The organism is Nocardioides sp. Z21_20, assembly GCF_059766585.1.
The window spans coordinates 17,603-38,400 of sequence record NZ_JCBAJX010000003.1; the positions used below are offsets into that span (position 1 = coordinate 17,603).

17 protein-coding genes are annotated in these 20,798 nt (G+C 73.7%); 8 read left to right on the plus strand and 9 right to left on the minus strand.

Annotation, left to right across the window (positions count from 1 at the left end; translation table 11 throughout):
- Positions 1–24 precede the first annotated feature (24 nt).
- The gene (locus tag AC6EH9_RS06570) at positions 25–861 is read right to left on the minus strand and encodes an inositol monophosphatase family protein (RefSeq protein ID WP_498421704.1); all 837 of its coding nucleotides are present in this window, start codon (positions 859–861) and stop codon (positions 25–27) included.
- Positions 858–1,982, minus strand: coding sequence for a ferrochelatase (locus AC6EH9_RS06575; protein WP_498421705.1), 1,125 nt, complete (start codon positions 1,980–1,982; stop codon positions 858–860). Before AC6EH9_RS06575 ends, AC6EH9_RS06570 begins: the two co-directional genes overlap by 4 nt.
- Positions 1,983–2,049: 67 nt before the next feature.
- On the opposite strand from AC6EH9_RS06575, the gene AC6EH9_RS06580 reads away from it, so the two are divergent.
- Both AC6EH9_RS06580 and AC6EH9_RS06585 read left to right on the plus strand, forming a co-directional pair.
- Positions 2,050–3,327, plus strand: coding sequence for an MFS transporter (locus AC6EH9_RS06580; protein WP_498421706.1), 1,278 nt, complete (start codon positions 2,050–2,052; stop codon positions 3,325–3,327).
- Positions 3,317–4,627, plus strand: coding sequence for a D-arabinono-1,4-lactone oxidase (locus AC6EH9_RS06585; protein WP_498421707.1), 1,311 nt, complete (start codon positions 3,317–3,319; stop codon positions 4,625–4,627). Before AC6EH9_RS06580 ends, AC6EH9_RS06585 begins: the two co-directional genes overlap by 11 nt.
- Positions 4,628–4,685: 58 nt before the next feature.
- Here AC6EH9_RS06585 and AC6EH9_RS06590 read toward each other — a convergent pair whose 3' ends face one another.
- The gene (locus tag AC6EH9_RS06590) at positions 4,686–5,297 is read right to left on the minus strand and encodes a trimeric intracellular cation channel family protein (protein ID WP_498422254.1); all 612 of its coding nucleotides are present in this window, start codon (positions 5,295–5,297) and stop codon (positions 4,686–4,688) included.
- A gap of 243 nt (positions 5,298–5,540) precedes the next feature.
- Between AC6EH9_RS06590 and sepH the strand changes: the two genes are divergently transcribed.
- Positions 5,541–6,647, plus strand: coding sequence for a septation protein SepH (gene sepH, locus AC6EH9_RS06595; RefSeq protein WP_498421708.1), 1,107 nt, complete (start codon positions 5,541–5,543; stop codon positions 6,645–6,647).
- A 4-nt stretch (positions 6,648–6,651) separates the two neighbouring features.
- On the opposite strand, the gene AC6EH9_RS06600 is transcribed toward sepH, so the two are convergent.
- Both AC6EH9_RS06600 and AC6EH9_RS06605 read right to left on the minus strand, forming a co-directional pair.
- Entirely contained in the window at positions 6,652–7,497 is an 846-nt protein-coding gene (locus AC6EH9_RS06600) for a sulfurtransferase (protein WP_498421709.1), read from the minus strand.
- Positions 7,494–8,504 carry an aldo/keto reductase family protein gene (locus tag AC6EH9_RS06605; RefSeq protein WP_498421710.1) on the minus strand — a complete coding sequence of 337 codons (1,011 nt, stop codon included), beginning with the start codon at positions 8,502–8,504 and terminating at the stop codon, positions 7,494–7,496. The genes AC6EH9_RS06600 and AC6EH9_RS06605 overlap by 4 nt, the downstream gene beginning before the upstream one ends.
- Before the next feature lie 71 nt (positions 8,505–8,575).
- Here AC6EH9_RS06605 and AC6EH9_RS06610 point away from each other — a divergent pair, with 71 nt between their 5' ends.
- Positions 8,576–9,229, plus strand: a complete 654-nt coding sequence (locus tag AC6EH9_RS06610) for a thymidine kinase (protein ID WP_498421711.1) — start codon at positions 8,576–8,578, stop codon at positions 9,227–9,229.
- Positions 9,230–9,251: 22 nt separating this feature from the next.
- Here AC6EH9_RS06610 and AC6EH9_RS06615 read toward each other — a convergent pair whose 3' ends face one another.
- The 3 genes from AC6EH9_RS06615 to AC6EH9_RS06625 are packed head-to-tail and all read right to left on the minus strand — an operon-like array spanning position 9,252 to position 13,782.
- Positions 9,252–10,418: an alkaline phosphatase family protein gene (locus tag AC6EH9_RS06615; RefSeq protein ID WP_498421712.1), complete on the minus strand. Its 1,167-nt coding sequence runs from the start codon at positions 10,416–10,418 to the stop codon at positions 9,252–9,254.
- Between the two features lie 10 nt (positions 10,419–10,428).
- A complete protein-coding gene (locus AC6EH9_RS06620) occupies positions 10,429–11,013 on the minus strand; it encodes a DUF5998 family protein (protein ID WP_498421713.1) in 585 nt (194 codons plus the stop codon).
- 60 nt (positions 11,014–11,073) lie between these two features.
- Positions 11,074–13,782 carry a bifunctional acetate--CoA ligase family protein/GNAT family N-acetyltransferase gene (locus AC6EH9_RS06625; protein WP_498421714.1) on the minus strand — a complete coding sequence of 903 codons (2,709 nt, stop codon included), beginning with the start codon at positions 13,780–13,782 and terminating at the stop codon, positions 11,074–11,076.
- Between the two features lie 79 nt (positions 13,783–13,861).
- Here AC6EH9_RS06625 and AC6EH9_RS06630 point away from each other — a divergent pair, with 79 nt between their 5' ends.
- The 3 genes from AC6EH9_RS06630 to AC6EH9_RS06640 are packed head-to-tail and all read left to right on the plus strand — an operon-like array spanning position 13,862 to position 18,832.
- Positions 13,862–16,348, plus strand: a complete 2,487-nt coding sequence (locus tag AC6EH9_RS06630; protein ID WP_498421715.1) for a DNA gyrase/topoisomerase IV subunit A — start codon at positions 13,862–13,864, stop codon at positions 16,346–16,348.
- A 4-nt stretch (positions 16,349–16,352) separates the two neighbouring features.
- Positions 16,353–17,066 carry an LppX_LprAFG lipoprotein gene (locus tag AC6EH9_RS06635; protein WP_498421716.1) on the plus strand — a complete coding sequence of 238 codons (714 nt, stop codon included), beginning with the start codon at positions 16,353–16,355 and terminating at the stop codon, positions 17,064–17,066.
- Positions 17,063–18,832: an MFS transporter gene (locus AC6EH9_RS06640; RefSeq protein ID WP_498421717.1), complete on the plus strand. Its 1,770-nt coding sequence runs from the start codon at positions 17,063–17,065 to the stop codon at positions 18,830–18,832. Before AC6EH9_RS06635 ends, AC6EH9_RS06640 begins: the two co-directional genes overlap by 4 nt.
- Here AC6EH9_RS06640 and AC6EH9_RS06645 read toward each other — a convergent pair.
- The gene (locus AC6EH9_RS06645) at positions 18,822–19,688 is read right to left on the minus strand and encodes an alpha/beta hydrolase (protein ID WP_498421718.1); all 867 of its coding nucleotides are present in this window, start codon (positions 19,686–19,688) and stop codon (positions 18,822–18,824) included. The two genes, AC6EH9_RS06640 and AC6EH9_RS06645, sit on opposite strands and share 11 nt — an antisense overlap.
- Positions 19,689–19,750: 62 nt before the next feature.
- Between AC6EH9_RS06645 and AC6EH9_RS06650 the strand changes: the two genes are divergently transcribed.
- On the plus strand, positions 19,751–20,248 hold the full coding sequence (locus tag AC6EH9_RS06650; RefSeq protein ID WP_498421719.1) for a beta-class carbonic anhydrase: 498 nt from the start codon (positions 19,751–19,753) through the stop codon (positions 20,246–20,248).
- The last annotated feature ends 550 nt before the right edge of the window (positions 20,249–20,798 follow it).

Here is a 20,798-nt window from a genome sequence, read left to right on the forward strand (position 1 = left end):
ATTCCCTCTCCACCGGGTGCAGAGCTACTCCGCGGACGCCGCCGCGAAGCCCGCCTCGAGGACCGCCGAGCGGAACTCCGCGAAGCCGTGAGCCGGCGCGCACAGCAGCAGCTCGGCGCCACCCGCGCCCGCCAGGAGCTCGGTGCGCGCTCCGGCCTCGCGCGCCACCAGCGCCCCGGCGGCGTGGTCCCACAGGTTGACGCCCTCCTCCACGTAGGCGTCGGCGCTCCCCTCCGCCACGTGGCACAGGTCGAGCGCGCACGAACCCATCCGGCGGATGTCGCGCACCCGGCCGATCAGCCGGCCCACCGCGCCCGCCTGGCGCACCCGGCGCTCGGCGTCGTAGCTGAACCCGGTCAGCACCAACCGCTGCTCCAGCGGCGCCGCGGCGCGCACCGACAGCGGGGCCCCGTCCCGCCAGGCGCCGCCGCCGCGCAGGGCCCAGTACTCGACGCCGGTGGCGACGTTGAGCACGACGCCCGCCTCCACCTCGCCGTCGACCTCGGCGGCCACCGACACGGCGTACTCGGGAAGTCCGTAGAGGAAGTTCACGGTGCCGTCGATGGGGTCGACCACCCAGCGCACCCCGGTGCCCACTGCGGCGCCGTCGCGCTCCCCGCCCTCCTCGCCGAGGAAGGCGTCGTCGGGTCGCGCGGCCGCGATCACCCGGCGCAGCAGCTCCTCGCTGGCCCGGTCGGCCTCGGTGACCGGGTCGACCGAGCTGCTCTTGGTGGCCGCGACGCTGACCCCCGCGGCACGACGCTGGGCCACCAGCGCCGCGGCCTCGCGCGCGGCGCGGCGGGCGACCTCCAGCAGCTCGCCGCCCAGGGCGTCACGGTCCGGTCCGGCGGCCGGGCTCACGCGCTCGCCACGCTCGGGTCGTCGACGCCCGCCAGCACCGGGCGGGGTGCCCGCGGGTTCGGACAGCAGTCCACCGCGCAGCGGTCCCAGACCGGGCCCAGCCGGCCGCAGACGGCGCGCTGCGGCTGCTCGCCGCGCTCGGCGGCGGCCCGTTCGAGCAGCAGCTCGCGCACGGCGGCCACGAACCGGGGGTCGGTCCCGGCTGTGGCGGCGCGCGCGGCCGGCAGGGACAGCTCCTCGGCGGTGGCCATCGCCTCGGTGTCGAGGTCGTAGATGACCTCCATGTGGTCGGAGACGAACCCGATCGGCGCCATCACCACGCCGGGGGTGCCGGCCTCGGCCAGCTCGCGCAGGTGGTCGTTGACGTCGGGCTCGAGCCAGGGGATGTGCGGCGCGCCGGAGCGCGAGCAGTAGACCAGGGCGTGGTCGTGGCGGCGGCCGGTGCGCTCCTGCACGCGCGCCACGATCTCGGCCATCAGGTCCTCGTGCTGGGCGACGTAGGCGCCGCCGTCGGGGCCCGCGCCGTCGTTCATCGTGACCGGGACGGAGTGGGTGACGAAGGTCAGGTGGGCCTCGTCGCGCACGTCGATGGGCAGCTCGTCGAGCGCGGCGAGGGTGGCGTCGACGTTGGCGTCGACGAACCCGGGATGGTTGAAGTACATCCGCAGCCGGTCGATCTGCAGCTGCGATGCGTCCGGGTCCTCCTCACGCAGCGACGCCACCGCGGCGGCCAGGTCCTCGCGGTACTGCCGACACCCCGAGTACGACGAGTACGCCGAGGTGAAGATCGCCGCGATCCGGCGGTGCCCGTCGGCGGCCATCTGGCGCAGCGTGTCGCTCAGGTAGGGCTCCCAGTTGCGGTTGCCCCAGTAGACCGGGACGTCGACGCCGTGCTCGTCGAGGTCGGCGCGCAGGGCCCGCAGGAAGGCGCGGTTCTGGTCGTTGATCGGCGACTTGCCGCCGAACAGGAAGTAGTGCTCGCCGACCTCCTCGAGCCGCTCGCGCGGGATCCCGCGGCCCCGGGTCACGTTCTCGAGGAACGGCACCACGTCCTCGGTCTTCTCGGGCCCGCCGAAGGAGAGCAGCAGCAGAGCGTCGTAGGGGCGGGCGTCGGAACTCATGTCGACATCGTAGGAGCGCTCGACAATGCGGCCCACGACGGGGACGGGTCGTACGCTCGCGCTCGCCATGCTCACCACCTACCGTCGGGTGCTCACGGTCCCCGGAGCGCGCGCCTTCTGCCTCGCCGGCCTCGTCGCCCGGCTGCCCGTGTCCACGATGGGGCTGGGCATCGTCCTGCTGGTCTCGGCCGACCGCGGCTCCTACGGGGTCGCCGGCAGCGTCTCGGCCGCCTACGTGCTGGCCAACGCGGCGCTGGCCGTGCTGCACGGCCGCCTGGCCGACCGCTGGGGCCAGCACCGGGCGCTGCCGGCCGCGGTGGTCGTCTTCGCGCTGGCGATGGCGGCCCTGGTCTGGAGCGTCGAGAGCGGCGCGTCCCTGGTGCTGGTGCACGCCTGCGCCGCGGTGGCCGGTGCGGCGTACCCGCAGATCGGGTCGTGCGTGCGGGCCCGGTGGTCGCACGTGCTGTCCGACCCCGCCCAGGTCCAGACCGCCTACGCCCTCGAGGCCGTCGTCGACGAGACGATCTTCGTGCTCGGCCCGGTGCTGGTCACCTTCCTGGCGGTGGCCTGGCACCCGGTGGCGGGACTCGCCGTGGCGGTCCTGGCCGGGCTGGTCGGCACCTTCGTGCTCGCCGCGCAGCGCGGCACCCAGCCCCCGCCGCACCGCCACGACCACGCCAGCGGGCCACGTCCGGCGATGCCGTGGCGCACGATCATCCCGCTCACCGTCGTCTCGCTGGCGCTGGGCGGGCTGTTCGGGGCCACCGAGGTGTCGACGGTCGCGTTCGCCGAGGAGGTGGACGCTCCCCAGATGGCCGGTGTGCTGCTCGCACTGTGGGCGCTGGGGTCGATGACCTCGGGCATCCTCACCGGCGCCGTGCACTGGCGTGGCGACCCGGCGATCCGGGTCCGCTGGGGGACGGTCGCGCTGGCGCTGACCCTGGCGCCGCTGAGTTTCATCGGCTCGCTGCCGCTGCTGGGGGTGGTGCTGCTGGTGGGCGGTCTGGCGATCTCGCCCACGCTGATCGCCTCCCTGGCCGCCACCGAGCGCAGCGTGCCGGCCGCTCGGCTCACCGAGGGCATGTCGGTGCTCTCCACCGGCATGGCCGCCGGGGTGGCGCCCGGGGCGGCCGTGGCCGGTGCGGTCGCCGACGCCCACGGGGCCTCGGCCGCCTTCCTCGTCGCGACGGCCGCCGGGGCCCTGGGCGCCGCCGCGGCGCTGGCCACCCGGCGTACGCCGGCGGGCGCGGACAGCGACGCGCACCGGCTGGCGAGCACTACGCTGCCCCCGCAGGGCCTCGGCCCGGAGGCGGGACCACGTGGAGGAGACGGTCGTGAGCGGTGAGACCTGGCGCAACTGGTCGCGACTGGAGTCGGCGCACCCGCGGCGCGTCGAGACCCCGGTGGACACCGCGGCGGTGGTGGCCGCGGTGGAGCGCGCCCGCGCCGAGCGGACCACCGTGAAGATGGCCGGCACCGGGCACAGCTTCACCGCGATCTCGGCGCCTGACCACACCCTGCTGCGCCCCGGCGCGATGAGCGGCATCGTCGAGATCGACCGGGCCGCGATGACCGTGACCGCCCGCGCCGGCACGCAGCTGAAGAGGCTCAACGCCGAGCTCGAGCGGCACGGGCTGAGCCTGCACAACATGGGCGACATCGCCGAGCAGACGCTGGCCGGGGCGGTGTCCACCGGCACCCACGGCACCGGCGGCGTCGTCGCCGGGCTCGCCGGGCAGCTGGCGGCGCTCGAGCTGGTCACCGGCACCGGCGAGGTGCTGCGCGCGAGCCGGGAGGAGAACCCCGAGGTCTTCGACCTGGCGCGGGTCGGTCTGGGCGCCCTCGGGATCCTCACCACCGTGACCTTCGCCGTGGAGCCGCTCTTCGTGCTGGAGGCGCACGAGCAGCCGATGACCTGGGAGCAGGGCCTGGGCGGCTTCGACGAGCGGGTCGCCGAGCACCACCACGTGGACATGTACTGGTTCCCGCACACCGATCGGGTGCTCACCAAGACCAACGACCGGCTCGACGCGGAGCCGGCCGAGGCGGCTCCCCTCCCCCGCTGGCGGGAGTGGCTCGACGACCGATTCCTCTCCAACACCGTGTTCGGCGCGCTGGGCGCCGGGGCGAACCTCGCGCCCCGGGTGGTGCCGGTGCTGAACCAGGTCTCGGCGCGGGCCCTGAGCGAGCGCCGCTACAGCGACGTGGCACACCGGGTGTTCACCACCCCGCGCGACGTCGTCTTCCGCGAGATGGAGTACGCCGTGCCGCGCGCCGCCGGGCTCGCGGCGCTGCGCGAGGCGCGCCGGGTGATCGAGGCGTCGCGCTGGCGGATCAGCTTCCCGGTCGAGATCCGGGTGGCCCGGGCCGACGACGTGGCGCTGTCCACCGCCTACGCCCAGGACTCGGTCTACCTGGCCTTCCACACCCACCGCGACGTGGACCACGCCGCCTACTTCGGCGCCGTCGAGCAGGTGATGCTCGCCCACGGCGGTCGCCCGCACTGGGGCAAGGTGCACACCCGCACGGCGGACGACCTGGCCCCGGCCTACCCCCGGTTCGGGGACTTCCTGGCGCTGCGCGAGCGGCTGGACCCGGACCGGGTCTTCGCCAACGACTACCTGCGGCGCGTGCTGGGCAGCTGAGCAGCCGTCACTGGAGACGCTGGCCGATCAGACGCTGGCCGATCAGACGCTGGCCGGCTCAGACGCTGGCCGGGCCCCGGGGCCGGGGCGCCTGCCAGTTGCGCCAGATGGCGAGCAGACGCCACACCAGGCACACCCCGCCGCCGAGCAGGGCGACCAGTCCGAGCGGGAGCCCCGCCTCGACGCCGGCGACCGCGATCCCCCCGCCGGTCAGCGCGGGGGTCGCGTAGAGCGGTCCGCGGAAGATGTCGGGGACCCGTCCGGCGAGCACGTCGCGCAGCATCCCGCCGCCGATCCCGGTGACCATGCCCATCAGCGCCGCGGGGACCGGGCCCAGCCCGTAGTCGAGAGCCTTGAGCGCCCCGGTGACGCAGAACAGGGCGAGCCCGAACGCGTCGAAGACGTTGACCAGCCGCTCCATCCGGCCCACCGCCGGGTGGAACAGGAACGTGAGCACCCCGGCCGCCACCGGCACCATCAGGTAGCGCCAGTCGAGCAGCGCCGCCGGCGGCGTGGCGTCGATCAGCACGTCGCGCAGGAACCCGCCGCCCAGGCCGGTGGTGCCGGCCAGCACCAGGATCCCGAAGATGTCGAGCTCCTTGCGGACCCCCACCAGCGCGCCGGAGATGGCGAAGACGAAGATGCCCACGAGCTCGAGGACGACGAGCATCGTCACCACACCGCCGTCGGCGGAACGGGACGCGGCCGGAGCCGCGGCGGGCACAAGTTGGGCACTCGCGGAGGTTACCTCCCGGGCACGCCGCGCACGCTGTGCCGAGCCGCGCCTCCGCTGGCGTAGGCTCGCCCCACCGGAGACGTCGGTGCACGCAGACGAGAGGTGACCATGACTCAGCACAGCCCCGTGCCGAGGGCAGCGGACAGTCTCGTGACCAGGCAGGAGCAGGAGGAGTCGATGAGGCATCTCACGCTCCTCGGCGTGCGCGACAACGGCGCGCGCCTGCTGCTCTCCGACGACGCCGGCCTCGAGTTCACCCTCGACGTCGACGCGCGACTCCGGGCCGCCCTGCGCGGCGACAACGCACGCCCAGGCCAGTTGGAGACCAAGATGGACAGCGCACTTCGCCCCCGCGACATCCAGGCCCGGATCCGAGCCGGGGAGTCGCCCCAGGACGTCGCCGACGCGGCGGGCAGCAGCGTCGAGAAGATCCTCATCTACGCCGGCCCCGTGCTCGCCGAGCGGGAGCACGTCGCCGACCGCGCCCAGCGCTCCTCGGTGCGCCGCAAGTCCGGCGAGCACGGCGCGCGCACCCTCGGGGACGCGGTGGCCGCACAGCTGCGCACGGACGGGGTGAGCCCCACCTCGGTGCAGTGGGACGCCTGGCGCCGCGACGACGGGCGCTGGACGCTCACCGCGTCGTACGCCGCGGGCCGGCGCAGCGGCGCCGCGACCTACGTCTTCGACCTCCCGGGCAACTACGTGGTCGCCGAGAACGACGACGCCCGGTGGCTCGTCGGCGAGCCGATCGCCGCTCCCGCGCCCTCGCGCGACGACCTCAGCCAGGCGCGCGAGCGGCGGCTGAGCGCGGTCGCCGACGGCGAGGACCAGCTCCCCTTCGCCGAGGACGAGCTGCGCGGCATGCAGCGCTCCGGAGCCCCGGCACAGCGCGAGGGACGCCAGCAGCCCGAGCTGGGCGACGACGTGATCGACCTGGTCAACCCCGCGCCGGAGCAGGCCGACGAGACCCCCGACCGGGCCACCGGCCAGCCGGCCGACGCGACGGACGTGCTCGGCCCGGAGGAGTCCACGCTGGACCTCACCGAGACCGCCGCCCGGGTGCGCGCGGGACGCGGGCGCCCCACGATGCCCGAGCAGCCCTCCGTCGCGCCGGAGAGCCGCCGCGCCGTTCGTGAGAGCCAGCCTCAGGCACCCCAGGAGCAGCCGCCGGCCCAGGACGAGAGCACCGAGCAGCCCGCCCGTCGCCCCGTGCGCAAGAGCCGTGGTCGCGCCTCGGTGCCGAGCTGGGACGAGATCATGTTCGGCGGCGGCAAGAGCGACTGACCGGCTAGCGCGCCGGCCCGGCGCCCGGCCCCGTCTCGACGGGGCGCCCCGGGTCGGTGATCCAGCCGCTCCAGCTGCCCGGGTACAGCGCGGCGCGCACCCCGGCGAGCTCCATCGCGAGCACGTCGAGCGCCGCGGTCACCCCGGAGCCGCAGTAGGCGGCCACCTCGGCCCCACCGACGGCGCCGACCTCGGCGTACAGGGCGGCCAGCTCCGCGGCCGGGAGGAGGCGGCCCCGCGGGTCCAGGTTGCGCGCGGTGGGGACGTTGACGGCGCCCGGGATGTGCCCGGCCACCGGGTCCACCGGCTCGACCTCCCCGCGGAACCGCTCGGGGGCCCGGGCGTCGACGAGCACGTCCACGCCCGCGAGGTCGTCGGCGGCCACCACCGGCATGGCCGGGGGCCGCGCGACGAAGTCGCCCGGCCGGCCGGGTCCGACCTCGCCGACCGCGACCTCTCCGCCGTCCTCCACCCAGGCGCGCCAGCCGCCGTCGAGCACCCGGACGTCGCCGTGCCCGTGGAAGCGCAGCAGCCACCAGCACCGGGCGGCCGCATGGCTCGACCAGTCGTCGTAGACGACGACCGGACGGGCGCCCTCCACGCCCGCACGGCGCATCGCCGCCTGGAACAGGGCCGGGTCGGGCAGCGGGTGGCGCCCGCCCTCGCCCGGACTGGCGGCCAGCTCGGTGTCGAGGTCGACGTAGAGCGCCCCCGGCACGTGCCCGGCGGCGTACTGCCGCGGCCCGTCGTCACTGCCGAGGCGGTAGCGGACGTCGAGGACGCTGACGTCGCCCAGCAGGTCACCCAGCTCGGCGGGGGTGACCAGCGGGGAGCGCCCGATCGGGCTCACGTGGGACGCGTGGCCGGGGCGTTCGCCGCGGTCTTGCCCGGGTCGCGCTCGACGATGCCGCCGAGTGCCTCGTCGATGCGGGCCATCGCCTCGGGCGGGATCCGCACGCCGGCGGCCCGGACGTTCTCGTGGACCTGCTCGGGGCGCGAGGCTCCGACCAGGGCGCTGGCCACGTTGTCGTTCTGCAGCACCCAGGCGACCGCGAGCTGGGCCATGGTCAGGTCCAGCGACTCCGCCACCGGGCGCAGGGCCTGGACGCGGGTCAGCACGTCGTCGTTCATGAACCGGCTGATCATGTCCGCGCCGCCCTTCTCGTCGGTCGCGCGCGACCCGGCCGGCGGCGCCTGCCCCGGCTGGTACTTGCCGGTCAGCACCCCCTGCGCGATCGGCGACCAGACGATCTGCGAGAGCCCGAGCTCGCGGCAGGTCGGGACCACCTCGTCCTCGATCACCCGCCAGAGCATGGAGTACTGCGGCTGACTCGAGATCAGGCCGAAGCCGAGCTCGCGGGCCAGCTCCGCGCCGGCCCGGATCTGCTCGGCGGTCCACTCGCTGACGCCGATGTAGAGCGCCTTGCCCGCGCGGACCACGTCCGCGAAGGCCTGCATGGTCTCCTCCAGCGGGGTCTCGGTGTCGAAGCGGTGGGCCTGGTAGAGGTCGACGTAGTCGGTGCCCAGACGCGACAGCGACCCGTTGATCGACTCCAGGATGTGCTTGCGGGAGAGCCCGGAGTCATTGGGCCCACCGGGCCCGGTGGGCCAGTACACCTTGGTGAAGATCTCCAGGGACTCACGGCGCTGTCCGGCCAGCGCCTCGCCGAGCACGGACTCCGCGCGGGTGTTGGCGTAGACGTCGGCGGTGTCGAACGTCGTGATGCCCGCGTCGAGGGCGGCGTGCACGCACTGGGTGGCGACGTCGTTCTCGACCTGGGAGCCGTGGGTGAGCCAGTTGCCGTAGGTGATCTCGGAGATCTTGAGACCGCTGTTGCCGAGGTATCTGAAGTCCATTCGGCGACTCTAGCCATACGGGCCCGACCGCCGGACCTGGCGCCCGGCTGGTTGTGAAAGACTCTGCGCCCGTGGCTGAACTCCAATTCTTCACCGGCACGATGGACTCGGGAAAGAGCACGCTGGCGCTCCAGACCAACCACAACCATGCCGCTCGGGGGCGGGTCGGCCGGATCTTCACCGCCCACGACCGGGCCGGGGAGGCGACGCTGTCCAGCCGGCTCGGCCTGACCCATGACGCGATCGAGGTCGACCCGGACTTCGACTTCTGGGGCTACGTGGTGCGCACCCTGACCCAGGGCGGACGCATCGACTACGTGATCTGCGACGAGGTGCAGTTCTACTCGCGCGGACAGATCGACCAGCTGGCCAAGATCGTCGACGAGCTGCAGATCGACGTCTTCGCGTTCGGCATCCTCACCGACTTCCGCACCGCCCTGTTCCCCGGGAGCGCCCGGCTGGTGGAGATCGCCGACCGGATGCACGTGCTGCAGGTGGAGGCGCTGTGCTGGTGCGGCAAGCGGGCCACGCACAATGCGCGCACCGAGAACGGGGTGATGGTGACCGAGGGCGAGGTCGTCGTCGTAGGGGACACCGAGCGCCACGAGCCCGACGAGATCGAGGTCGCCTACGAGGTCCTCTGCCGCCAGCACCACCGGCGCCGGCTCACGGCGGCGCGGGCCAAGGCCGTGTCGCTGGCCCCCGAGCCGCTGCCGTTCGGCTGAGGCGCCCCGACGCCGGGGCAGGTCAGCTGATCAGGATGGGGATCAGCATCTCGGCCGGCGTCAACGAGCCGTGCAGCCCCACCAGGGTCTGCTCGTAGGGGAAGTCGCGGCTGCTCATCACGGCCGCGTCGCCGCGACAGGCGACCATCACGTCGCCCAGCCGCGGGCGCACCCCCGGCTCGACCGGGCCGAACCAGCCGCGGGCGATCGCCTCGTCGCGGCTGAGCACCTCGGCACGCTCCCCCAGCACCTCGCGCCAGGCGCTGAGCACGTCGCCGACCGCGCCGCCGTCGCAGTAGAGGTGACGGAAGCGCGCCTCTCCGCCCAGCAGCCTCACGCCCGCGCGCAGCTCGTGGTGCTCGTCCACGTCGAGGCGGCTCTCGGGCGGGCTGTCGACCATCCCGTGATCGGCGACGACGAGCAGCCGGGTCCCGGCCGGCAGCGCCTCGCGCAGCTGCTCGGCCTCCGCGTCGACCATCAGCAGCTGTTGGAGCCACTGCGTCGAGGCGACCCCGAACTTGTGCCCGGTCCAGTCCAGGTCACCCTCGTAGCAGTAGGTCAGCGACGGGCGCGCCGCCGCCGCGGCGACCACCGCCGCGATCCGTTCGCCGACCCGGTCCGCCCCCACGTAGGCGGCCCCGCGGTGGGCGGCAAGCGTCAGTCCGCTGCCCTGGAAGTCGCGCTTGTTGACGACCGTCATGGCGACTCCGGCGGCCGCCATCCGGGCGAACGCGGTGGGGTGCGGCTGCCAGGACAGCGGGTCGACCTGCTTGTCCCACTGCAGCGCGTTCAGCAGCCGGTCGGTGCCCGGGACGCGCGAGGTGAAGCCGACCAGTCCGTGCGTGCCCGGGGTCAGTCCGGTGCCCAGGGAGGTCAGGCTGGTCGCGGTCGTCGATGGCACGCCCGCGGTCCCGTCCTGCTGCTCCTCCAGCAGCGAGGAGAGGAACGGGGCGCAGTGGGCGTAGCGGCGCAGCAGCTCGGCGCCGAGACCGTCGACGAGGAACACCACGTACGACGACGCCCCCGGCAGCACCAGGCCCGGTCCCGGCGAGTCGGGCAGCAGCGGGCCGACCCCGAGCGCCTGCGCGACGGCGGGAACCACGTCGCCCAGGGAGCGCCGGTGGTAGGCGGGCTCGACGAAGGACGCCCCTTCGGGCTCGGTCGTGGTGCTGCCTGCCCCCGGGCCCACGCGCTGCGGCTCAGGCGCCGTGGGTCTTGGCGGAGAGCTGCTCGGCGAACGCGAGCAGCCCCGCGACCGCGTCGTGACCGTCGGCGGCCTCGGAGACGCGCAGCGAGAAGTCGTCGGAGGCGAGCACCCCGGTGTAGCCGTGGTCGGCGTCGCACTGGGGGTCGCTGCAGCCGGCCGGCTCGAGGTCGATGCGGCCCACGCCGCCCCAGCCGATGGTCATCACGGCCTCGGCGGGCGGGGTCGGGCCACCGGTCGGGTTGGCGATCATCCGGGTCACCACCACCGACTTCACCGAGCTCAGCGAGATCGCCTCGGTGGAGGTGGAGGTGTAGGGCTCGGGCAGCAGGTCGTCGCCGGCGTGCTCGTCGGTGTGCGCCAGGATCAGACGTGAGGGGGTCAGCACGACCACGGTGATGTGACGGCGTACCTCGTCGCGCTCGATGGTCGGCTCGTGGTGCACGTAGAACGCGACGACCTGCTCGCCGGCCACCGCGCCGTTCACCCCGTCGGCGACGACCTCGGGGTAGTACCCGGTGCGGTCGATCGCGTCCTTGAGCTCGAACGAACGATCCTGATCAGCAGTGCGGCTGCGCATGAGTGCAGTCTGTCACGCCCCCCGGACCCCGGTGGCGACTACCCGGCACCCGGCCCACGCTCAGTCCTGCAGCGAGTCCCCCGGCATCGCGGTGAGCCTGCGCACGAACCAGTCCGAGCGCGGATCCACCACCGGCTCGACGCGGGCGCTGGCGGTGAGCACCCGGGCGCCGTCCGGGCCGGCGAGCACCAGCGGCAGGTCGAGCGAGCGCAGCTGAGGAAGGTCGTTCTGCAGCTGCGCCACCCGGCGCACCAGCTCCTCGACGGCGGCGACGTCGACGACCTCGCTGCCGCGGTAGCCGAACAGCAGCGGGGAGGACTTCACCTCGCGGACCATCTCCGCGGCGTCGCGCTCGCCCAGCGGCGGGATCCGGTAGGCCTTGTCGCCGACCAGCTCGGTCAGCGGCCCGGCGATGCTGAACGACACCACCGGACCGAACAGCGGGTCCTCGATGGTGCCGATCGCCACCGGGACCCCCGGCGGGGCGTTCCTCTGGACCACGAAGTCGGCCTGGGCGGGGTCGGAGATGACGGTGTTCAGCGCCTGCCAGGCGTCGGCCATCTCGCCGGCGTCGTCGATGCTGCGCCACACGTGCGCCTGGTCGGGGCGCTGGCGCAGATGCTCCGCGGTGGCCTTGAGCACCACGTTCCAGCCCAGGGCCTCCCCCGCGGCCTGGGCCTCGGCCAGCGAGGCGACAGGGTGGGTGTGCCACATCTCGATGCCGTAGGCGGCGAGCAGCGCGTCGAGCTCCTCCCCGGCCAGGTCGCGCCCCTGCGGATGGCGGGTCAGCACCTCACTGACCAGCCGCCGGGCGGCGTGGGTGTCGAGGTCGTCCTCGGCGACCGGGGCGCCGTCGGGGGCCCGCAGCCACAGGCTGTAGTCGACCACCCGGGCCAGCGCGCGCACCGCGGACTCCACGGCCGGGTACGACGGCACGGAGCCGCGCCCGGCGGTGGAGCCGGCGACGTCGGGCACCCGCAGCAGCTCGGGCACGCCCTCCGCCCCGAGGAACGTGGACACCAGCGGCTTGTCCGACTGCTCGCCCACCGCGGCCAGCACGTTGGCGACGTCCTCGCCGGTGGTGTTCAGCGGCGGGAAGTAGACCGCCACCACCGAGTCGACCTCGGGGTCGTCGATGGCCGCGTCCAGCGCGTCCTCGAAGTCCTCGGCGGTGGCCTCGGCCCCCAGCGAGACGGACTTGTTGACGACCAGCCCGACAGACGCCGCGGCGTCGATGGCGAGCAGGCCGAGCGCGTCGGAGTTCCCGACCACGGCCACCCGCCGCCCCTGGGGCAGCGGCTGGTGGGCCAGCAGCTGGGCCACGTCGAACATCTCCTCCAGGGTGTCGACCTGGATCACCCCGGCCTGACGGAACATCGCGTCCACGGCCTGGCGGGGGGCGGCGATCGCCCGGACCGCGTGCCCGCGCGGCACACCCTGCGTCGTACGCCCCGAGCGCACCGCGACGATCGGCTTGCGCCGCGAGACGCGTCGCGCGATCCGGGAGAACTTGCGCGGGTTGCCGATCGACTCCAGGTAGAGCAGGACCACCTCGGTGGAGTCGTCCTCCTCCCAGTACTGGAGCAGGTCGTTGCCGGACACGTCGGCGCGGTTGCCGGCGCTGACGAACGTGGAGAGGCCCAGCCCGCGGCCGTTGACCTTCTCCAGGATCGCGGTGCCGAGCGCTCCGGACTGGCAGAAGAACCCGGCCCGGCCCCGGGGCGGCATCAGCGGCGAGAGGGAGGCGTTGAGCGAGACCTCGGGGTCGGTGTTGATCACGCCCAGGCAGTTGGGGCCGATCAGGCGCAGGCCGTAGGAGCGGGCCAGCCCGACCAGCCGGCGCTGGCGCTGGCGCCCCTCGTCGCCGGTCTCGGCGAAGCCCGAGGAGATCACCACCAGCCCGTGCACGCCCTTGGCGGCGCAGTCGAGGACGACGTCCTGCACGGACTCGGCGGGCACCGCGACGATGGCGACGTCCACCTCGCCGGGGATGTCGCTGACCGAGGCGTAGGTCGGCATCCCCGAGACGGCCTTGGCGGTCGGGTTCACCGCGTAGACGCGGCCGGTGAAGTCGCCGGTGACCAGGTTGCGCACCATCGCCCGGCCGATGCTGTCGGCGCGCCGGCTGGCGCCCACCACGGCCACCGAGCGGGCGTTGAAGAACGCCTCGATCGAGGCCGACTCCGCGCGGTGCTCGCGCTGCTGCATCACCCCGATGGCCGTCTCGGTGGGATCGATGGGGAACTCCAGCGAGATCACGCCGTCCTCGTAGCCGCTGACCACCTGGTAGCCGGCGTCGCGGAAGGTCAGGATCATCCGCTGGTTGTCCGGGAGCACCTCGGCGACGAACTTCTCCACGCCGCGCTCGCGGCCCGCCTGGGCGAGGTGCTCGAGCAGGACCTGCGCGATCCCGCGGCCCTGGTGCTGGTCTTCGACGAGGAAGGCGACCTCGGCGGTCCCGTCGGAGACCACGTCGTAGCGGCCGATCGCGATCATCTGCCCGGCCACCAGCAGGACGAACGCGACCCGCTTGTCGTGGTCGACCTGGGTGAAGCGCTTGACGTCGCGCGCGGAGAGCCGGGGCATCGGGGTGAAGAAGCGGTAGTACTTCGACTCGTCGGAGACCCGGGCGTAGAACTCGACGAGGAGCTCGGCGTCGGAGGCGCGCACCGGACGGATGTGCGCGGTGCGCCCGTCGCGCAACAGGACGTCGGCCTCCCAGTGCTGCGGCGGGTCCGGGATGGCGGTGTCCTCGTTGACTGCGGTCACGGCCGAAATCTAGCGCGGATCACCCCCGTACGGCGTGCCCGCCGCTCAGCAGCGCGCGTGTCCGGGGAGAATGCGTGCCATGGCAAGGCGTGGCACGAAGCAAGAGCTCCCCGACGACTTCGAGGAGCACATCCTCGACATCGACGTGGGCGACGAGATGCGCTCCTCGTTCCTGGAGTACGCCTACTCGGTCATCTACTCCCGGGCGCTGCCCGACGCGCGCGACGGGCTGAAGCCGGTGCAGCGGCGCATCCTGTACACGATGAGCCAGATGGGCCTGCGTCCCGACCGCGGCCACGTGAAGAGCGCGCGCGTCGTCGGCGAGGTGATGGGCCGCCTGCACCCGCACGGCGACAGCGCGATCTACGACGCGCTGGTGCGCCAGGCCCAGCCCTGGTCGCTGCGGCTGCCGATGATCGACGGCCACGGCAACTTCGGCTCCCCCGACAACGGCCCCGCGGCGATGCGCTACACCGAGTGCCGGATGGCGCCGCCGGCGGTGGCGATGACCGAGTCGATCGACGAGGACACCGTCGACTTCCGGCCCAACTACGACGGCCGCGAGATGGAGCCCTCGGTGCTCCCCGCGGCGCTGCCGAACCTCATCGTCAACGGCACCACCGGCATCGCGGTCGGGATGGCCACCAACATGGCGCCGCACAACCTGATCGAGGTGGTCCAGGCGCTGCGCCACCTGGTCAAGGACCCCCGGGCCAGCCTCGACGACATCATGCGCTTCATCCCCGGCCCGGACCTGCCCTCCGGCGGCAAGATCGTCGGCCTGGACGGGGTGCGCGACGCCTACGAGACCGGCCGCGGCAGCTTCCGGATCCGGGCCACCGCGCGGATCGAGTCGATCACGCCGCGCCGCAAGGGCATCGTGGTCACCGAGCTGCCCTACAACGTGGGCATCGAGAAGATCGTCGAGCGGATCAAGACCCTGGTCCAGGCCAAGAAGATCCAGGGCATCTCCGACGTCAAGGACCTCACCGACATGGCCAACGGCACCCGCCTGGTCATCGAGGTGAAGAACGGCTTCCACCCCGAGGCGCTGCTCGAGCAGCTCTACAAGGCGACCCCGCTGGAGGAGTCCTTCAGCATCAACGCGGTCACCCTGGTCGACGGTCAGCCCCGCACGCTGGGCCTCAAGGAGCTGCTCGAGGTCTTCCTCGGCCACCGCTACGACGTGGTGCGTCGCCGCTCGCAGTTCCGCCGGGAGAAGGCCGCCGCCAAGCTGCACCTCGTCGAGGGGCTGCTGGTGGCCATCCTGGACATCGACGAGGTGATCCAGCTGATCCGCGGCAGCGACAACGCGACGATCGCGCGCGAGCGGCTGATGGACGTCTTCGAGCTCTCCGAGATCCAGGCCAACCACATCCTCGACATGGCCCTGCGCCGGCTGACGAAGTTCAGCCGCATCGAGCTGGAGAAGGAGCAGGCCGAGCTGCAGCGCGAGATCGAGGCGCTCGACGCGATCCTGGCCGACGAGAAGCTGCTGCGCAAGGTGGTCTCCGACGAGCTGGGCGAGGTCGCGAAGACCTACGGCACGCCGCGTCGGACCGTCCTGCTGGAGTCGGCGGGCGTGCCCGCCACCACCGGGGTCCCCCTCGAGGTGGCCGACGACCCGTGCTTCGTGCTGCTCAGCTCCAGCGGCCTGCTGGCCCGCACCACCACCGACGAGAGCCCCGGTGCCGGCGAGTCACGCGCCAAGCACGACGTGATCGTCTCGGCGGTGCGCGCCACCGCGCGCGGCGAGGTGGGACTGGTGACCACCGCCGGGCGGGTGCTGCGACTGGGAGTGCTGGACCTGCCGACGCTGCCCGCGACCGCCAACGACCCCCACCTGCAGGGCGGGGCGCCCGTCGCGGAGTTCGTCTCCCTCGACTCCGGCGAGAGCGTGCTCGCGCTGATGTCGCTGGAGGGCGACGGGCCGGGACTCGCCGTCGGCACCCGCCAGGGCATCGTCAAGCGGGTCAACCACGACGTGCCCAACCGCGACGACTGGGAGATCATCCGGCTCGCCGACGGCGACCGGCTGGTGGGCGCCGTGGACCTGTCCAGCGGCACCGAGGAGCTCTGCTTCGTGAGCTCCGACGCGCAACTGCTGCACTTCAACGCCGACCAGGTGCGCCCGCAGGGCCGCGCCGGCGGCGGCGTCGCCGGCATCCGGCTCGGTGCGGGCGCGAGCGCGGTCTGGTTCGGCGCGGTCGACCCGGCCGACGCCGTGGTGGTCACCATCTCCGGCTCCTCGACCGCGCTGCCGGGCACCGAGCCGGGGTCGGTGAAGGTGACGCCGTTCGCGGAGTACCCGGCCAAGGGCCGCGCCACCGGCGGCGTGCGCTGCCACCGGTTCCTGCGCGGCGAGGACACGATCGTGCTCGCCTGGGCCGGGCACTCCCCCGCCCGGGCCGCGGCCGCGAGCGGCGCACCGGTGGACCTGCCCGAGGCGAACGGGCGCCGCGACGGCTCGGGAGTGGCGGCGAGCCAGCCGGTGATCGCGATCGCGGCACCGCTCGCGACCCGGGTCGCGAGCGGGGCCGAGCCCACCGACGATGTGGTTGGCTGAGCCCATGCCGCGCTACCCATCGGCCCTGCGGGCCGCCCTCGTCTCCGCTGCCCTCCTGAGCACCGCCGCCCTCGCCGGGTGCGCCGGCGACGACTCCGAGACCGCCGACGACACCACCCCCGAGGAGGTCCTCGCGCAGGCGAAGGAGACCCTCGACGAGACCTCGGGCGTGCACATCGACCTGTCGGCCGAGGAGCTGCCCGACGGGGTGCAGGGCATCACCGCCGCCGAGGGCATCGGCACCCACGCGCCCGCGTTCGACGGCACGATCACGGTGGCCTACGCGGGTCTCACCCCCGAGGTCCCGATCGTCGCCGTCGACGACACCGTCTACGCCCAGCTGCCGTTCACCTCCGGCTGGTCCGACATCGACCCGGCCGAGTACGGCGCGCCGGACCCCGCGGACCTGATGAGCACCGACAACGGGTTCTCCTCGCTGCTGCCGGCCACCGAGGACCTGAAGAAGGGCGACCAGGAGCGCGGCGGGGCCGACAACGACGAGATCCTCACCACCTACACCGGCACCGTGCCCGGCGACGTCGTGGCCAACGTGATCCCCAGCGCCTCGGGCGACTTCGACGCGACGTACACGATCACCGACGACGACGAGCTCCGCAAGGTCGTGCTGACCGGGGTCTTCTACCCCGACACCGAGTCGATGACCTACACCATCGGGTTCGACGAGTACGGCACGGACAAGGACATCAGCGCCCCATGACCCGCCAGGCCCGGATCCTGCTCGGGCTGGCTGCTGTCGCAGTGGCCTTCGCGGCCGCGGACACCTACGTCGTGGTGCTCGCGCTGCCCGAGATGATGGGCAGCGTCGGCATCCCCCTCGACGAGCTGCAGCGGGCCGCCCCGATCGTCTCGGGCTTCCTGCTCGGCTACGTGGCGATGCTGCCGCTGATCGGTCGGATCGCCGACCTGCGCGGCCGGGTGCCGGTGCTGGTGATGGCGCTGGTCGTGTTCGCGCTCGGCTCGCTGGTCACCGCGCTCGCCTACGACATGCCGAGCATGGTGGTGGGCCGGTTCTTCCAGGGCGTCGGTGGCGGCGGGCTGGTGCCCGCCACGCTGGCGCTGGTGGCCGACCTCTACCCGGTCGAGCGCCGCGGCGTGCCGCTGGGGCTGGTCTCGGCGGTCCAGGAGATCGGCTCGGTGCTGGGCCCGCTGCTGGGCGCGGTGATCCTCTCCGTGGCCGACTGGCGGGCGATCTTCGCGCTGAACCTGGCGGTCGGCCTGGTCCTCGCCGCGGCGGTGCGCGGGCTGGGGCGGGTCGCGCCGACCGACCGCCCGGTCCCGCCGGACGATCCGCCGCGACCCGGGCGGCCCGACCTGCTCGGCGCGCTGCTCGCCGTGGTCGCCCTCGTCGCGGGTGGTCTCGTCTTCGTCCGACCGGCCCCCCTGCTGCGCGACCTCACCTGGGGTGAGCTCTTCGTGCCCTACACCGGCGACGGCCGCTGGCTGACCCCGATCGGCGTGGTCGCGATGGCCGCCGCCCTCGGCCTCGTCGTGCGCTGCGCCACCGCCCGGCGCCCGCTCGTCGACGTCCGCGGCTGGGCGCGCAGCATGAGGGAGGCGGACCTGGTCGGCGCGGTGCTCCTCGCGGTCGCTCTCGGCGGGGTGATCCTCGCCTTCGCGACGGCCGACCCCGAGGTCGCCGTCTTCTCCGACCAGGGGCACTGGTACCTGCTGGGGGCGGCGCTGGGCGCCGCCGGCTTCGTGCTGCACCTGCACCGTACGCCCCGTCCCCTGGTGCCGCCCGGCGCCATGGCGGCCACCGCGGCGTGGGGCTCGCTGCTGGTCAGCTTCTTCGTGGGCGCCGCGCTCATCGCCGCGCTGATCGACATCCCGCTGTTCGCCCGCACCACCGTCCACTCCGACTCCCAGCTGATGGCCGCGCTGGTGCTGGTCCGGTTCCTGATCGCGCTCCCGGTGGGCGCGGTGCTCGGCGGCTACCTCCTGCGGCGCGTGGACGCCGGGCCGATCACCGCCGTCGGCATGCTGATGACCGCGGCCGGCTTCTGGTGGATGAGCACCTGGGGGCTGACCTCACTGGAGGGCGCCGCCTCCAACGTGACGCTGGTGCTCACCGGGCTGGGCTTCGGGCTGGCGCTGGCTCCGGTCAACGCGGCGGTGCTGGCCAGCACCGCCGACGCCGTGCACGGGCTGACCAGCGCGATGGTGGTGGTGGCCCGGATGGTCGGCATGCTGGTCGGCATCTCGGCGCTGACCACCCTCGGGCTGCGCCGCTACTACGCGGAGCAGGCCGACCTGCCCCCGATCCGCGAGGTCTGCGGCGGCTCCAGCCGCTGTGACGCCTTCACGCTGCTGCTCAAGGAGGCGGGCATCGCCCAGGAGCACACGGTCTTCCAGGGGGCCGCGGTGTGCGCCGTGGTCGCCGCGGTGCTGGCGCTGGCCCTGTTCCGCGGGGCGCAGACCCGTACCCCGCAGACGTCGGGGCCGCTGGCCGGCTTCAGCCGGTGACGCCGCGGCCCAGCCAGGCCAGCTGGGACGGCACCATCCGGGTCCAGTAGTCCGCGTCGTGGGCCCCCGGGTCGAAGCGGGTCTCCACGTCCTCGCGCTCGCAGAAGTCCACGACGTTGCGGTAGAACGGGTCGCCGGAGCCGCAGTCGACGCGGGTGCGCGGACGGGCGTCGGCCTCCACCAGCTCCATGCACGCGCGGAAGTCGTCCTCCCCGTCGAACGCCCCCGCGTTGGCCTGCTCGGCGCTGTCCCAGATGGCGGGGCTGACGGCCAGCACCGGGCCCACCTCGTGCCCGGCGGCCTGGCGCCGAGCCGCGAGCAGCATCGCGCCGAAGCCGCCCATCGACCAGCCCCAGAACGCCGGTCGCCGCACGTCGAGCCCCTGCTCGGCCAGGAACGGGACGAGCTCCTCGAGCACCATCGCCCCCGGGTCGCGGCCGCTCTCGCGGGCGTGCCAGTAGTCCCGGCCGCCGTCGACCGCGGCCACCGCGACGCCGAGCCCCGATGCGGCGAGGAACCGGTCCAGACCCAGCCGGGCGAGCAGCGTCTCCGCGCGCATGTCGGCCCCGTGCAGGGCCAGGACGACCGGCAGCCGGTCCCCCGGGGAGGCACCGGGCGGGTAGGCGACGGTCCAGGACGGGTCGTCGGGCACGCGGCGCGACGGGAGGGTCCCGGTGAGCCGCGGCCCCGGCTCGACCTGCGGGATCCGACCGGGGTCGCCGTTGAGGCCCAGCAGCTCGTGGGCCCGGGTGCGGCCCGGCAGCACGTCGTACTCGACGAGGGCGCCCGATCCGGCCACGACGACGCAGGCCGATCCCGCGCCCGCCAGCAGGAGCTTGCGTCTGGTGAGGGCCATGGCGTCACCCTAGGTGGACGTGCTGGCAGGCCGCCGGGGCGCCTGGGCTAGCGTTCGTGCTCGTGAACGCAGATTTCGACGACTTGATCGCAGCCAACGAGCAGTTCGCCAGCACCTTCCGCCTCGGCGGGTTCGACGGCAAGGCCCATGCCGGCGTCGCCCTCGTCACGTGCATGGACTCGCGCATCGACCCGCTCGCGATGTTCGGGCTCCGCCACGGCGACGCCAAGATCTTCCGCAACCCCGGCGGCCGCGTCACCGACGCCGCCCTCGAGGCGCTGGTCCTGGGCGCGCACCTGCTGGGTGTCGACCGCATCCTGATCGTGCCGCACACCCGGTGCGCGGTGGCCAGCAACACCGAGGACGAGCTCCACGAGAAGGTCGGCGAGTCCGCTGGCATGGACGTGACCTGGCAGTCCTTCAACGTGGTCACCAACCAGGTGGAGACCCTGCGCGAGGACGTCCACCGGGTCACCTCCCACCCGCTGATCCCCGACACCGTCAAGGTCGGCGGCTTCATCTACGACGTCGACACCGGGCGCGTCGAGCAGCACGTCTGACCCGCCCGCGTCGGCCGCTGCGCCCGCTTCCCCGAAACGGCCACCGCGTCGACGCCGTTTGGTCCCCAACGGATGCAAATACGGTGAATGGCATGCCGTTTCTGACCATTCGGTGACGTCCCGGCCCCTCCAGGGACCCAGCACCGTCCCCTCCGGGCCGGGACCGCCCACTCCCCTGGACGGGCCCCGGCGGCGAGGCACTGCCGTCGTACGACGCAGCGCCCCCCGCCCGCGGACGCCACGCGCACCAGGCAGCACCGCCCGGGCTCGCCGTTTGGTCCCCAACGGACGCAAATACGGTGAATGGCATGCCGTTTCTGACCATTCGGTGACGTCCCGGCCCCTCCAGGGACCCAGCGCCGCTGTCCCTCAGGGCCGGGACCGCCCACTCCCCCTGGATGGGTGCCGGCGGCGAGGCACTGCCGTCGTACGACGCAGCGCCGCCCGCGGGCGCCGCTCGCCAGGCAGCACCGCCAGGGCCGCCGTTTGGTCAGAGACGGACCCTCGCGACGTCGAAATCACGCCGTTGGGGACCAAACGGCGGCCTGGA